Here is a 15305-nt window from a genome sequence, read left to right as displayed (position 1 = left end):
AGGTTGAGATGCATACATTTCAACCTTTTTTCGTTACAATTGAGCCTTTTACAGTACGATTCAACGGATATTTACGACTTTTCCCTCACTTCTCATTAAACTTAGAGGCAGATAGACATTCTAAGCTAAATCAACTCGAACTTAATTATTTTTAGAATGTTTGATGAACTATCAAAAAGATAATAGAAGGAGTGAATCGTACATGGAAAAGCAGAAAGTGATAGCAGTAGAGCACCTTTCAAAAAAATTTAAAGAAGCTACGGCCTTAAAGGACCTTTCTTTTTCGGTTCAAGCAGGTGAAATTTTTGGGTTTCTTGGTCCATCAGGCTCAGGAAAAACAACTACCATTAAAATATTAACTGGGCAGCTTGCCCAAAGCTCAGGGAAAGCCAATGTACTGGGGAAACCTGTCGAACAGATTAATGAAAATATTTATGAGCAGGTCGGAATTGTTACCGATAATAGCGGTCTGTATGAAAAGATGACCGTCTATAGCAATTTGAAGGTTTTTGCAAAAATACTCAATGTAAAAAAAGAACGGATCACTGAACTTTTAGAAAGAGTCGGATTGGAAGAGCATAAACATAAGCTTGCAAATCAATTATCGAAAGGAATGGGCCAACGCTTAGTGTTAGCACGTGCTTTATTGCATCAACCGAAGGTACTTTTCTTAGATGAACCTACGAGTGGTTTAGATCCAAGTACAGCTTTGGCTGTTCATGAGCTTCTGTTTGAATTAAGAAAGAATGGTACGGCGATATTTTTAACGACACATAATATGGATGAGGCAACGAAGCTCTGTGACCGAGTTGCTCTTTTGAATGAGGGATTAATTGTTGAGCACGGGCCTCCAAAGGAAGTTTGTCTTAAATATCATTCGGAGAAAAAGTATAAAATCCAACTTACGGATGGTCAGGCCTTTGTTTTACCTCACTCAAATGAAACGACGGAAAGGATTCGCGTGTGGATGGCAAAGGACGAACTAATGACGATTCATTCATGTGAACCGACGTTAGAGAAGGTCTTTCTAGAAGTAACAGGGAGGGAGTTACTATGAATATCTCAATAAGAAAAATCAACGCAATTATTGGTATGAAGTTCCAGACGATTTTAAATAATACGGGTGTCATTATTGGCCCTGTGTTAGCGCTTGTTTTTGCTTTTGCGATGAGGCGGCTGATGCCAGAGGTTGATGTCAATGAAGCGGGGATGTTTTTTTCTACGGGTGCCTTTGTTTTAAGTTTTGGTATGGTTTTTAATATTGCGATTTCCGGTATTTCGATGAGCAGTAGCCCGTTAGCAGAGGAAAAAGAGAAGAATACGTTACGTGTCTTAATGACATCATCTGTCAACGGTGTTGAATATATGATTGGGACGGTTATTCCACCACTTATGATTCTTACTGTTACGAATATACTCATGATCCCAGCAAGTGGAGTCGCATTTAGTGAGGTTCCGTTCGTAAGCTATCTTGTTATGACTACGGTAGCCAGTATAATCAGTTTATTAATTGGATATGTAGTAGGGATTTTATCAAAAAATCAAGCACAGGCTGCTGTTATGGCCATGCCAGTTACACTTATTTTTACATCGGTTCCTGTATTGAAGTTCTTGAAGGAAGATTTAGCTTATCTCGTTGACTACACGTACACAGGTGTCTTAACTAATTTCGCAAGCAGTCTCTTTGCTGATGGTCACTATCAATGGAATCTGTTAGATAGTACTGTCCTCTTTGGCTGGTTAATAGGAGCAGCGACGGTTTTTGTATTTGCTTACAGACGTAACGGTTTAGATAGCTAATCTGATTATTAGGTAGGTTGTAAACGATTTGTACGTATGAGTAAATAGTTGCTTGTTTGCCCTTGTATCATGTGGAGACCGGGATAAAACCGGTTTTAAAATCACCACATGAGAGAAAATTAAAATGATGTGTAATGAATACAAACATCAAGAACGAACCATGAACCCTCCTTAAAAGGAGGGTTTTTTGAAAGGATAGATTCCCTATGAATGGCGCAAGCTAGCGGACACAAGGCACGGAGACTCCAATAGGATGAAGTGGGAGAATGAAATCTTTTGCTGAGCTAAGAGAAAGGGCATTTTACAAGCTATAAAGGGTATGTTTACCAACATCGATATTCGCTTTACTGTATTGACTACGCTTACTTATAGTGGTACTATAGTATCAAATAGAGGGATTGTCACTGATTCGATCAGGCGAAACCAATTATAAATTATGAGTCCATGCTATTATTATGTCCTCATTATTTATAATTGGTTTTTTTTTCGTTATTTGGAAAAATTAAATGATAACGGGTAAAGGTAGGTGATGGAAATGAAATTACTACAAACATTTAATAATAATGTGGTCCTAGCTGTTGATCAAAGTGGTCAAGAGATTGTCGTGATGGGAAGAGGGATTGGATTTAACAAAAAAAAGCACGATGAAATCGATCAAGAGATGGTTGATAAAGTGTATTCTTTAAATTCGTCTTCAAAAGAGCATCCGATTCTAAATATTTTAAATGAGATACCACCTGAGATTATTTACTTAACGACGAAGATTATCTCTTTAGGAGAGAACATACTAGGAAAGAAATTTAATGAAGCATTTCTTATTACTCTATCTGATCATTTGTATTTTACAGTAGAAAGTGCACGAAATAAGTTATATCTGAAAAACCCACTTCATTGGGAAGTGAAAAATCTATACAAAAAAGAATTTAAAGTTGGCGAAGCGGCCGTTAAGTTGATTTTTGAGCAAACGGGGCAAGAGTTGCCTGAGTCAGAGGCTACTTCCATTGCTCTGCACTTTGTCAATGCGCAATCGAAAAATGAAGAGATGTCAGAAACGATTAAAGTAACAGAGACGACCAATAAGATTCTTGAAATTATCTCTTATCAATTTCAGATGAAGCTGGATGAGGATTCTTTAAATTATTCTAGGTTTATTACCCACTTGCGTTACTTCATTTTAAGGCACCTAGATGAAAATGCGATTCCCACGGATTCGGCTGGTTCTATATTTAATTTAGTTTCGAAGCAATATCCGGATATTTATCAATGTGTAGTCAAAATTAAGAAATATTTACAGGTAGAATACGGATGGAAAATATCTAAAGATGAAATGACCTATCTGATCCTTCATATTCAAAGAATGACATCGAGGTTAATATCAAAGAAATGATTTAGGGTGTAACTGTTAAATCAGGCATAACCTAAACGTTATCTAAAGGACATACATTTACGCTATGTTTTTTAGGAAGCGTTTAGGTTTTTTTAATGCTTCATCTATTAAAGGGGATTTTACAAATAGGAGGAAAGAGTATGGATAATGCATCATTAGCCCAATTTATCGTTGAGAAAATGGGCGGTAAAGAAAATATAAAACGTGCATGGCATTGTGTAACAAGACTTCGCTTTCATGTTGTGAGTGAAGGAAAAGTAGATATTGAAGCTATTAGGGAACTACCAGATGTATATGGTGCCCAATTCCAAAATGGACAATTCCAAGTCATTATTGGAAACAAAGTAGCAAATGTATTTAAGGAAGTAGAAGCCATTGTTGGCAATATAGAATCATCATCTGATTCATCTAATGAGGAAGGACAAGAAAAGAAAGGCCCAGTCAGCCGTTTTCTCGATATGATTTCAGGAGTGTTCTCACCGGTTATTCCTGCAATAGCTGGTGCTGGTATGATGAAAGGAATTCTGGCATTACTACAGGTGCTAGGGTGGATATCGGTAGAAAGTGACGCCTATCAAGTATTAACGATTGTATCAGATGTTGTTTTTTACTTTTTACCATTTTTACTAGCAGTATCGGCGGCTAGAAGATTTAAAGTGAGTGAATTTTTAGCACTCGCTATCACAGGATCCCTATTATATCCGACTATGACAGCGGGTTTAGCAAGTGGTGCAGAGGGATTGCAATTTCTTGGATTAAACATCCCTTTTTATGCTTATAGTGGGACCGTAATCCCCGTTATCATAACCGTTTGGATTTTAAGCTATGTTTATAAATACATTAACGCAGTCATTCCAAACATCTTACGTATCATTTTAACTCCAACATTAGTTTTACTCATTATGATTCCTTTTGCACTAATCGTATCTGGTCCAATCGGATTTATTGTTGGGGACTATGTAGGAATTGGAATTGGATGGTTATTTGAACATGGTGGAGCATTTGCTGGTATTGTTTTAGGTGCCCTTTTACCAGTCTTTATCGTAACGGGTATGCATTACGGCTTTTTGCCAATCATTATTCAGAATATGGGTAAAAACGGATATGATATTGCCATTTTACCTCTAAACTTTATTAATAGCTTGGCACAGGCTGGAGCCGTTTTTGCGGTAGCTTTACGTACAAAAAATAAGAAGCTAAAATCAATCTCTGTTTCTTCCGGGTTATCTTCCTTATTAGGTGTAACGGAACCGGCACTCTTTGGTGTGAACTTAAGACTAAGAAAACCAATGTATGCAACCATGATTGCTGGAGCAATTAGTGGAGGATTTGCCGTCTTTTTTACAGTCAAATGTTTTGGACTAGTTGCGCAAGGATTACAGGCAATCCCTGTCTATATTGACCCAAGTGATTCAATGAACGTAGTATACGCGCTCATTTCTGTTTTAATTGCTTTTGTTGTTGCCTTTATTGCTACTCTTATCCTAGGTTTTGAAGATATCCCGAACGTAGAGGCAGGAAAAAAAGAAGAAGCTCCCAACCAAGATGTAGAAAAAAAAGTGATGACGGGTGAGAAAATTCTATATAGCCCACTTGAAGGGAAAATCGTTCCCGTAGAGAGTGTTCCAGATAAAACATTCTCAAGTGCTGTTATGGGACCAACGCTTGCTATTCAGCCCGAAAATGGGGAAGTGGTTGCACCATTTAGTGGAGAGGTAGTAGTGGTTTATCCGACTAAGCATGCTATTGGGCTTCGCTCAGAGCAAGGTGTGGAGGTTTTAATTCATATCGGTCTTGAAACAGTTAACCTAGAAGGCGAGCATTTTGAAACAATGGTGGAGCAAGGACAAAAAATTAATAAAGGTGAACTTTTAGTTAAGTTCGATCAAAAGGAAATTGAAGCAAAAGGATATAACCTAGTTACAGTAATCATTATTACAAATAGCCATGATTTTGATGGATTAGATTTCAACCGAGAGCCAGGCATTATCAAAAGAGGCGAAGAGATTTAACCAATTAAAAGGAGTGAAGAAGTATGTTTAAAGAGTTTCCAGAAGGATTTTTATGGGGTGGAGCTACAGCAGCTAATCAATTAGAAGGTGGATTTAACCTTGGAGGAAAAGGACTGTCAACATCTGATATGATTCCATATATTCCTAAAGAGGAAAGAGATGGAGACAATTCCGTTCATATTACAAGTGAGCAATATAACCAAGCATTAAATGATCCTACAAATGGGAACTACCCAAAGAGATGGGGAGTGGATTTTTATCACCGTTATAAAGAAGATATTGCACTATTTGGAGAAATGGGATTCAAATCATTCCGCCTATCTATATCTTGGCCACGGATTTTTCCAAATGGTGATGATTTAACACCAAACGAAGAAGGTCTTGCATTTTATGACGCCGTTTTTGATGAATTACTAAAATACAATATTGAACCAGTAGTTACGCTCTCTCACTACGAGATGCCAGTTGCACTTATCGAACGCTATAATGGCTGGACGGATCGCCGCTTAGTTGATTTTTTTGTTAAATATGCGGAAACGGTCTTTAACCGATATAAAAATAAAGTGAAATATTGGTTAACCTTTAACGAAATTAATGCGATCGCGTTGGCACCTTATAATGCAGGTGGTTTGCTACACGACCGCCACGAGAACATGGAACAGTCTATCTATCAGGCGCTGCATCACCAATTCATTGCAAGTGCCCTTACAGTAAAGGCTTGTCGTGAAATAATTCCAGGAGCACAAATTGGTTGTATGCTAGCGAGACTTGAGACATATCCAGAGACATGCAACCCAGAAGATGTACTAAAAACATTACAAGCAGAACAAATGAATTTCTTCTATACAGATGTTCAAGTGAGAGGGAAATATCCTAACTATATGAATAGGTTCTTCAAAGAAAACGGTATTTCACTGCACCTTGAACCTGGTGACGAAGAGATTTTACTTGAGAATACGGTAGATTTCATTTCATTCAGTTACTATATGTCGCTAGTAGAAAGTGCTGGACCACAAGGGGAAAGAGCTCCAGGAAACTTATTTTCTGGTTTGAAAAATCCTTATTTAGAATCATCTGATTGGGGCTGGCAAATTGATCCGATTGGTTTACGAGTTACGTTAAATAAATTGTATGACCGTTATCAAGTACCTTTATTTGTAGTAGAAAATGGTCTAGGGGCTATCGATACTATAAATGAAAATGGTCAGATTGAAGACGATTATCGAATTGACTATTTACGTAAACACTTTATTCAAATGCGAGAAGCGATTGAAGATGGTGTGGAGGTTATGGGATACACAAGCTGGGGATGTATTGATATTATCAGTGTTTCAACCTCTGAAGTAAGTAAACGATACGGATTTATTTATGTCGATGTTGACGATTTAGGTCAAGGAACATTTGAACGTTCTAAAAAGAAAAGCTTTAATTGGTACAAAGAAGTAATTAAGAGCAACGGAACTAATTTAGACGGGTAGTCTGAATATGTAAGCTTCATAAAATACGATTTCTGATTCATGGGAAAATACACCTTTGAGATTTTATCCAAAAAAATGAGACAAATATAAAACACCTTTAAGCAGAAATTGGTTATTGTTAACCTAAAGAACTTGAAGGTGTTTTTCTTATTGTTACATATCCATTGGTTTAAAGTAATACACACAAGTTTATATACTTCATCTCATTAGAGAAAGGCATTAAAACAATGATGGTAGTTAATAAAAGACGTTCCTTAATACAGGAGGGAATGTCAATTCGTTGTTGATATGAATCAACACCTTAAAAAAAATGATTGAAAAATCAACCACAATTTGAAATGATTGTTATATTATATTGAAATGAGAAGGGTTTCTGATAAGGAGGAGAAAATAAAGTATCTTTCAATAGTTGGGCGATTCTTTTAATGGGTTTATCATTATATTTAACGGGGCTTTGGCATTATCTATTTATGTTTTTTCCGTTCAAGATATATATGGCTTTAGTCGTTTTTGTTGTATGGTTTGGGATTAGCTTTATTAACATCCAAAGAGAAAGAAATGCCATTCTGACTAAGATTTCAAATAAACTTGAAAAGGAAGATTAGGAATCTATTTTTCCCATCTACAGAATCATGGTTAAATTAAAAACAAAAATGGCTTTACTAGGGTAGCTAAGTATTATACTGCTACCGGTTATTGGCATCGATAGAATAGGAGAAATGTATTATGGAACAAGAAATCAATCAATTAGAACAAGATAGAAATAAGAAATCAATTTTTGTAAGCATATTAAAATTTATTGGATTTATGGTAGTAGCGCTTGCTCCTATGCTAATGGTAGGTACATTAATAGGAATACAAAGTGAATTTTCAACATTAACGAATAGTATACTAGGTGTTCTGTATATAGTACTCTCTGTTTTTATTATTATTTTTTTATGGAAAAAGTATAAAAAGTATTCGAAAGAAAAGATTCAAAAGATAGGATTACGTGACATAGGATTCGCCCTTTTATTCTTTTTAATCGCACGGGTCATAGCTATAGTTGGTACACTGTTAATCACAATGATTTACGGTTCAGAAATGACAGCAAATGATGAAGCATTAATGGCTTTAACGGGACCTTCTGCAGATTCCTTTGTCTTTTTTTCTGTCCTTTTTATATTATCAATAAGCATCATTGTGCCGATAACCGAAGAATTAACCTTCCGAGGAATAGGTACGAATCTATTATTTAAAAAGCAAAGCTTTTGGTTACCTTTAATCATTACTTCAACCATTTTTGGGCTATTGCATACGCCAACAGATATTGTTTCTTTTCTTTTATATGGATTTTTGGGTGTCGTTTTTTTCTTGGCTTATTACAGAAGGAAAAATATATTAGATGCCATATTAGTACATATATTAAACAATTCACTAGCAGGAATTGTATTTTTATTAGATCTTCTTGGATTGGTTAGTTTATAAGGTAGAGAAGTAATGGTAATTAGTTACAATAATAATGACTTTTTTTAAGGGAAATGGACAGAGCAAACAGAAGCTTGTCCATTTTTTTTTAAAATAACTACGCTGAGCTGTATTATAAATAAAGGAAAAAACAAAAAGACTTATGAAGAGGGAAACCACTGTGTTTCCCTTTTGAATGCAAAAAAAATTTGTATAACAATTTTTTGTGTAAAAGTATTTGCTTACATATTAAGTACAGAAATAGTAACCCTTCATAATAGAATCAAAAAAATAAATCCAAAAAAATGAATAAGTTGAAACTTTTTATATGTCCAAATCAATCTAAATAGTGAAAGGAGGGGGAGATTACACTATGAAACATGATTTACATATAGTAAAAAGGGCCATTAATGGAGATGCTAGGGCTTTTGAAGATTTGCTATATCAAGAGGAAAAAATGCTATATTATAAAGCTCTTTCTTATGTTGGTAAAAAAGAAGATGCGCTAGATGCCATTCAGGAAACTTCATGTAAGGCGTTTCTTTCAATAAGTCAATTACGAAATCCAGAGTATTTTTCAACGTGGTTATTTAGAATTCTGATACGTGAGTGTTACAGTCTACTAAAAAAGCGAGAAAAAATGATTCCATATGAGGAAAACGAATTATTTGAGAGATTAAATAGGAGACAGGACAAAGAGATTGAGTCTTTTCATTTGAGCGAGGCGTTATCCAATCTTAATTCAACTTATCAAGCATCTATCATTTTATTTTACTATCATGATCTGTCCATTCAAGATATTTCTGAGATTATGGAAAAACCAGTTGGCACCGTAAAAACTTATTTACGTAGAGCGAAGAAAAAATTAAAGAGTGAGTTGGAAAGGAGCTATAAATTAAATGAAAAAGTCACATGATCAGTTAAATGAGTTTCCAAGAGAACAAGTGCGTTCAGCTATCCAAGCAGGAATGATTCAGGCGGAAGAACAAGTTAATAACAAGACAAATACCATTCATAGTAACAGAAATAACAATGGAAAACGGAAAATATTATACGGTATGTTTAGTGCCGCGGCTGCTTTCGGGATATTGGTTGGTTCATCTTATTACTCTCCAGCTTTAGCGAGTAGTTTGTCTAAAATACCAGTTATTGGCTCAGTGTTTGGTGACTCTGATTTAATCGGTTTACAACAAGCTCAAAAAAATGGTTTAACAAGTGAAGTTGGAGAAACTCAGACGAACAATGGGATATCTATTACTCTTGAAGAAATTTTATATGATCAAAACAATATTACGATTGGTTATATAATAGATTCAGAAAAAGAGCTGGGAGAACAGTATTTTGGTACGGGTATGGAATTTACCATTAATGGTGATTTTCCGTATTCATCATCAGGTGGATACAAGGAAAGTGTTCAATCGGCAACAACTCGGACTGCAATTCAAGATATAACCGTAACCAAGGATATGCCAGAGGCTTTTGAGCTTGGACTAATTTTACATGGTGAGAATGGGGAAACATGGTATTTCTCAACTCCGGTTGAAAAAATTGTAGATATTAATAAAATTCCTGTTCAGCATTCACAAAATGTTGATGGTATTGACCTTACTGTAACAGATTTATCATTAAGTAAAACGGGTGTAACCATTTCATATGAGAGTTCAGAAGAAGCATCGGACTTTGAGAAAAGTCGGGCTGGCGATATAGAATTCCTGCTGGTTGATCAAAATGGAAAGGAAATTACGAGTCATTCAGGTGGAGTAACAGGAGAAATCTTAAAAGACAAAATGGTGTTTAATAGCAATAAGCAATTTGATCCAATTGATTCAACTGTTACTGAAGTGACCATTACTCCATATTTAGCACTTCCATCAGATGGGGGAGGAGTAGAAACTGACGAAAATGGTGAATTAAGCCAGATGGAATTTGAAGGAGATTCTAAACAGCCAGTTGAGTTTGAATCTATTTATGTGAAAATACCACATTAAGTAGTATTTAAGTATGAAAAAAATGGGTGTAAGCACAAAGACCACTTCTCACACGATGAAGTGGTCTTTATTTGTTCGCACTCAACTAGGTTCTTATATAATATTCGCTCAGCTTTACCATAATAGAGGCAAACTTTTGGTTTATCTACTTTTAATAGCTTCTCCACTATTCTGTGAAAGTACAATTATTACCATAAGAGTATCTGTTTTTAATTAATACCATGCATGATAAACAAATATATCCATTTATACGGACTAAATATATAATATAAATGATAATCGTTCATTTAATAGAAATGAGTATCCTATTTACTGTAAAAGAGAGAGGTATGAAATGAAAGAAATTATCTGTTTCACATTTGAGAGGCACATTAATGCACCAATAGATACTGTGTTTTCATGTTTAAACGAAGATGAGCATGTTTTAGAGTGGAATGACTATATAGTGGAGCATATTTATGAAGGAGATGAGAGTGAGCTAAAAGAGGGGTCCACCTTTATTACAAAACAGAAGATTGGTAAAAAGGTCATTGAGCTCGAAGCTGAGTATAGCGCTTTTAATCCCCCCTACTATGCAGAGGTAAAAACCAGTACAAAAGAAGGAATGAGTACTACCAAATATAGTCTATCTGAAGAAAGTGATGGAACTTTATTTAAAGTAGAAGCCATTCTTATACCCAAAAATGCTTATTATTCTATCATAACTAAGTTGTTTAAATGGTCTTTTAAAGTTTTGTATAATGAACAATACGAGAAGTTTATCGATTACACTATGACTATAATGGCAATGAAAGATAGAATATCTTACGACCAGGAACATCATTTGGGATTCATTCATTTGTTTTCATCAGAATTCGACTATGAATTTGAAAAAACGGAAGAACTTGAAGTCAATCCTTTAATAAACATAGATTTAGATACAATTGGTAGAATTGTTGGAATCGAATTATTTGAAAACCCCGCTAAAAAATTAAAAGAAGTGTCGAAAACTAATCTATATATCTATGCAGATAATAAATATTCTTTTCGACTTTCTAATGAGGAAGTAGCAAATATATATAAAATTGCTGGTATTGAATTTTGTTTTGCTGATGAGGATTTTAATGAGTTTATAGGCTTTGACATTGTAGATTTAAGTCTTTATCCAACATATGAATTGGACAAGCTACTAATTTGATAGATCGGTATGTAGGTGAAGAGGGGACGGTTATATAACTACTTAGTTAGTCACTTTTCCAATGCTTTTTCCTCACAAAATGAAACAGAGTGCCTCAATGGTACTCTGTTTCTTGGTTATCTATTTACTCTTTAACAAGTAATATATAGAATATTTGAAGCAAATGACTCCTATTTAAATAGACTTCCCCCATTGGCTCCCAAAAACTAACTTCTAAAAAAACTCCTATCCTTTAACTTTCCATATAATTCTGTTCTTTAATATGGTAAAATAATCCCATACTTTATGAACGTTGGAAGGGTTTTTAATCTATTTTTCTAGTGAATAATACCCCTTTAAATACCGATATACTATAAAGATGAGCTTTTCAATGAAAGGGAGACATTAATGAAAAAAAAAGTTGTTGGCCTTTTAAAATTCCTTTTGCCGGAATGGCAAATATATGATGATTATCAAAATCATGGTTTCATCTCAAAAAAGTCTAGAAAGAGAACTTCGAACAATCAGAACCGTATTCCTCACTCCTCTGGAAGCTCACACTCGCCAATTGCTTCAGTAAATCAACCAATGGGGAATTCCGGTAGTCAAAGAAATAGTAGGACACCTTACGAAACTCCTATTCGTAACGAAGTATCTAAGAAAACAAATAGAATTCCAAAGGAAAATATTGATGCAATCTTTCAGCATATAAATGAATTACTTGATAACGAATGGATTGGTCAGAGGAGTTATTTAGAACAGTTGAGTATTGCCTTTAAGCGTCCTTTTGTAACCGGAATGCATCCAGTAAAACCTAAAAATTCGATTTTTATCTTTGGGCACCAAGGAGCTGGAAGAAAATCCAGTGTAACGAGAATGGCCGGTTTCCTTAAGGAAAAAAAGTTTATTCATTATGAGACGGTTTCAAGGATAGATCTCGCATCTTATACAACAGCCACTGAGTATCAGCTTTTTCTTTCTGACCTTTATAAATCTTTATATGCTAAATCGGACATTGTATTATTTGAAAATATCGAAAAGGCTCCGTCTAATGTGGTTAATACTATTGCTCAATTGACAAAGAACGGTACATATACATTATCGGCTCGCTACACACAGCAAGAAAATCGATTAATGGATGCGACAGGGGTATTAGATCAGCAGACAATAAGTGAAATTCATGCCAATCAAAAGTACTTCGTTTTCCTTTCCGAGCGTAAGGAAAAAGATGTGTACCATATGTTTGGCAGTGATTTTATGGATGCTATTGGTGATTTGGTTTACACAGATCCTTTTACGGAAGAAGAAATTCAACAAATTGCTACTCGTATACTAGAGAACCTAAAGGCAAAATGTGCTACCGATTTGAGTATTACTTTATCTTATAATCCAGAGGTTTCTCTATTCCTTGCAAAGCAATTTAAGACAGTAAATGGCATTAGCGGACTAAATGAGATAGCTGAACAACAAATGTATCATCCGCTTTCAGAGGCGAGACTCAAAAGTCCAGAAAAGCTGAATGAATATGTTCATATAAAAATAGAATCTGAAAAATATGTAGCGATTTCCAAAACGGAGTCATTGCTACTGGAAGACTACTTACGGGGCATGAAAGAATCAAGCATTGAGGATATTAAAAAAGAACTGGAACAGATTGTCGGGATTAAAAGTGTGAAAGACTATATCCTGAAAATAGAAGATAATTTGAAAGTCCAACAGCTAAGAGAAAGCAAAGGATTCAGTAAGACAAACATATCTATGCACATGGTCTTTACAGGTAATCCGGGAACAGGAAAAACGACGATTGCACGTATTGTGGCAAAGTATCTAAAAGCAATCGGAGTGTTGTCCACTGGCCAATTAAGGGAAGTGACCCGTGCTGACCTAGTCGGTGAATATGTCGGACAAACAGCTAGACTTACAAACGATGTTATTAAATCTGCACTTGGCGGTGTACTTTTTATTGATGAAGCGTACACGCTGTCTCGGAATGATCATGACACCTTTGGAATTGAAGCAATAGACACCCTTGTGAAAGGGATGGAAGATTACCGGGATGAACTCGTCGTGATTCTCGCTGGATATAGTGAGGAAATGAAGCAGTTTCTTAATACCAATCCTGGGTTGAGATCTCGTTTTCCAAATATTGTTCATTTTGAAGATTATACGCCGGAAGAGATGTGGGAAATTTCACGCATTATCAGTAAACAAAAGGGATACCGAATTACAGACAGCTGCCAAGATGCTATGCTCAAGCTATTTGAAAAAAGCCAAATTAAAGGAAAGAACGATAGTGGAAATGGACGACTAGTTCGAAATGTCATTGAAGCAGCAATTCTTAAACAATCGAGCCGTCTAGTTCATGAGATAAATGCACCGATGGATGAGCTAGCTTTCGAAGATTTTGAGTTTGAAGATAACAGTAAATTTGATCTTGAGACTAAACTTTCCCAGGTAGTCGGTCTGGAAAACGTGAAACAACTTATCCGTACCCAGCAAAACCTCCTTATTGCGGAGAAAAAACGCCGTGAAGCAGGATTAAAGGTAGATGCCACTCAGTCACTGCATATGATTTTCAGTGGGAATCCAGGGACTGGAAAAACAACCGTTGCGAGAATTATGGCTAGTATGTTTAAAGAGATGGGGCTATTGAAATCTGGAAACTTTGTAGAAGTGGACAGTGGAGGTTTGACAGGAGAACATGTAGGCCAAACAGCGAAAAAAACGGAGGAAATATTCCGTTCAGCTCTTGGCGGGGTTTTGTTCATTGATGAAGCATATGGTCTCACATCCAATTCAAGCTATGGACAAGAAGCGGTTAATACTCTTGTTAAGCTGATGGAAGATCACAGGGAAGATATCGTGGTTATTCTTGCCGGCTATAACAAAGAGATGAAAGAGTTTTTGAAATCTAATAGTGGGTTAGAATCTAGATTCCCACTTAATGTAAGTTTTCCTGACTATACAGAGAATGAACTTTTTGAAATTGCAAAAATTATAATTTCTTCCAAAGGCTTTTTCATGACTCAAGAATCAGAAAGCGTTCTCCAGGAACAAATTGCTATACTTCATAAACAGTCAAGTAGCCACTCTGGAAATGGAAGAATGGTACGTAATTATTTAGAAGAAATTACGAGAAATCAATCTTTGAGGATTGCAATGAATGATGTTCCAGTTGAGGAAATGAACCGAATTCTTCCACAGGATATTAAGCCGACTGAAAGTGTTCTAAAAAACTTCGATTTGGAAACAGCACTAGCAAGCATTGCTGGCTTAGAAGAGGTGAAAAATCACGTCCGCAGCTTACATGCCCTTTTGCGTATCCAAGCAAAGAGGAAAAAGCTTGGCTTGCCTGTAGATGAAAACAAAACCTTGCATATGATATTTACCGGAAATCCTGGTACAGGAAAGACGATGATGGCAAGAATTATCGCAAATGTTCTTTACAGCTTGGGAATCATCAAGGCAAATAAACTTGTTGAAACCGATCGGTCTGGGCTGGTTGCAGGCTTTGTTGGTCAGACTAGCATTAAAACTAGAGAGGTTATCGAAGAAGCAATGGATGGTGTTCTATTTATCGATGAAGCATACGCACTTGCACAGGGTGGGGCTAATGATTTTGGGAAAGAAGCCATCGATACGCTTGTGAAGATGATGGATGATCACCGGGATCGCCTTGTTGTCATCCTGGCTGGATACACTGAAGATATGGAGCATTTCTTGTCTGTAAATTCTGGATTAAAATCCAGATTTCCAACTATCATTGAGTTTCCTAATTATGAATTGGTGGAATTGATGGAGATCGCTAGGAAATTCTACTATGACCATGGGTTTAAACTGACATTGGGAGCAGAGGCAAAATTAGAGGAAGTATTTATGGAGAGTAGTACTAATAACAACTTTGGCAATGGACGCTACGTTAGAAATGTTTATGAAAAATCGTTAAATTTACAGGCTAGTCGCCTGAGTAATAATGAACAACTTACAGAAGCTGATTTAACAGAAATTACTGCAGAAGATATTGAAAGGGTGTGACTA

The 15305-nt window shown here is 35.8% G+C and carries 11 protein-coding genes; all 11 read left to right on the top strand.

Annotated features, from left to right (window positions below):
- Positions 1-202 precede the first annotated feature (202 nt).
- The 11 genes from AZF04_RS14830 to AZF04_RS14780 all read left to right on the top strand — a co-directional run bounded on the left by AZF04_RS14830 (position 203) and on the right by AZF04_RS14780 (position 15302).
- The gene (locus AZF04_RS14830; RefSeq protein WP_061949408.1) at positions 203-1057 is read left to right on the top strand and encodes an ABC transporter ATP-binding protein; all 855 of its coding nucleotides are present in this window, start codon (positions 203-205) and stop codon (positions 1055-1057) included.
- The gene (locus AZF04_RS14825; protein WP_061949407.1) at positions 1054-1800 is read left to right on the top strand and encodes an ABC transporter permease; all 747 of its coding nucleotides are present in this window, start codon (positions 1054-1056) and stop codon (positions 1798-1800) included. Before AZF04_RS14830 ends, AZF04_RS14825 begins: the two co-directional genes overlap by 4 nt.
- A 535-nt stretch (positions 1801-2335) precedes the next feature.
- Positions 2336-3187 carry a BglG family transcription antiterminator LicT gene (gene licT, locus AZF04_RS14820; RefSeq protein WP_061949406.1) on the top strand — a complete coding sequence of 284 codons (852 nt, stop codon included), beginning with the start codon at positions 2336-2338 and terminating at the stop codon, positions 3185-3187.
- 140 nt (positions 3188-3327) lie between these two features.
- On the top strand, positions 3328-5199 hold the full coding sequence (locus AZF04_RS14815; protein WP_061949405.1) for a beta-glucoside-specific PTS transporter subunit IIABC: 1872 nt from the start codon (positions 3328-3330) through the stop codon (positions 5197-5199).
- A gap of 23 nt (positions 5200-5222) precedes the next feature.
- Entirely contained in the window at positions 5223-6677 is a 1455-nt protein-coding gene (locus AZF04_RS14810; RefSeq protein WP_061949404.1) for a glycoside hydrolase family 1 protein, read from the top strand.
- 425 nt (positions 6678-7102) lie between these two features.
- The gene (locus AZF04_RS14805; RefSeq protein ID WP_061949403.1) at positions 7103-7282 is read left to right on the top strand and encodes a hypothetical protein; all 180 of its coding nucleotides are present in this window, start codon (positions 7103-7105) and stop codon (positions 7280-7282) included.
- A 121-nt stretch (positions 7283-7403) separates the two neighbouring features.
- Entirely contained in the window at positions 7404-8144 is a 741-nt protein-coding gene (locus AZF04_RS14800; protein WP_061949402.1) for a CPBP family intramembrane glutamic endopeptidase, read from the top strand.
- A 352-nt stretch (positions 8145-8496) separates the two neighbouring features.
- Entirely contained in the window at positions 8497-9039 is a 543-nt protein-coding gene (locus AZF04_RS14795) for a sigma-70 family RNA polymerase sigma factor (RefSeq protein WP_061949401.1), read from the top strand.
- Positions 9023-10111 carry a DUF4179 domain-containing protein gene (locus tag AZF04_RS14790; protein ID WP_061949400.1) on the top strand — a complete coding sequence of 363 codons (1089 nt, stop codon included), beginning with the start codon at positions 9023-9025 and terminating at the stop codon, positions 10109-10111. The genes AZF04_RS14795 and AZF04_RS14790 overlap by 17 nt, the downstream gene beginning before the upstream one ends.
- A gap of 334 nt (positions 10112-10445) precedes the next feature.
- Positions 10446-11288 (top strand): SRPBCC family protein, encoded by an 843-nt coding sequence (locus AZF04_RS20750; RefSeq protein ID WP_061949399.1) that lies wholly within the window; start codon positions 10446-10448, stop codon positions 11286-11288.
- A 387-nt stretch (positions 11289-11675) separates the two neighbouring features.
- Positions 11676-15302 (top strand): AAA family ATPase, encoded by a 3627-nt coding sequence (locus tag AZF04_RS14780; protein WP_061949398.1) that lies wholly within the window; start codon positions 11676-11678, stop codon positions 15300-15302.
- Positions 15303-15305 lie beyond the last annotated feature (3 nt).

It is taken from the genome of Alkalihalobacillus trypoxylicola (assembly GCF_001590785.1).
Lineage (GTDB): Bacteria > Bacillota > Bacilli > Bacillales > Bacillaceae_D > Alkalihalobacillus > Alkalihalobacillus trypoxylicola.
This window is presented reverse-complemented; position numbering and strand designations above follow the sequence as displayed.

Coding starts and splice junctions, on each gene's coding strand:
- AZF04_RS14830 (WP_061949408.1), top strand. CDS start 203: ATGGAAAAGCAGAAAGTGATAGCAGTAGAGCACCTTTCAAAAAAATTT.
- AZF04_RS14825 (WP_061949407.1), top strand. CDS start 1,054: ATGAATATCTCAATAAGAAAAATCAACGCAATTATTGGTATGAAGTTC.
- licT (WP_061949406.1), top strand. CDS start 2,336: ATGAAATTACTACAAACATTTAATAATAATGTGGTCCTAGCTGTTGAT.
- AZF04_RS14815 (WP_061949405.1), top strand. CDS start 3,328: ATGGATAATGCATCATTAGCCCAATTTATCGTTGAGAAAATGGGCGGT.
- AZF04_RS14810 (WP_061949404.1), top strand. CDS start 5,223: ATGTTTAAAGAGTTTCCAGAAGGATTTTTATGGGGTGGAGCTACAGCA.
- AZF04_RS14805 (WP_061949403.1), top strand. CDS start 7,103: ATGGGTTTATCATTATATTTAACGGGGCTTTGGCATTATCTATTTATG.
- AZF04_RS14800 (WP_061949402.1), top strand. CDS start 7,404: ATGGAACAAGAAATCAATCAATTAGAACAAGATAGAAATAAGAAATCA.
- AZF04_RS14795 (WP_061949401.1), top strand. CDS start 8,497: ATGAAACATGATTTACATATAGTAAAAAGGGCCATTAATGGAGATGCT.
- AZF04_RS14790 (WP_061949400.1), top strand. CDS start 9,023: ATGAAAAAGTCACATGATCAGTTAAATGAGTTTCCAAGAGAACAAGTG.
- AZF04_RS20750 (WP_061949399.1), top strand. CDS start 10,446: ATGAAAGAAATTATCTGTTTCACATTTGAGAGGCACATTAATGCACCA.
- AZF04_RS14780 (WP_061949398.1), top strand. CDS start 11,676: ATGAAAAAAAAAGTTGTTGGCCTTTTAAAATTCCTTTTGCCGGAATGG.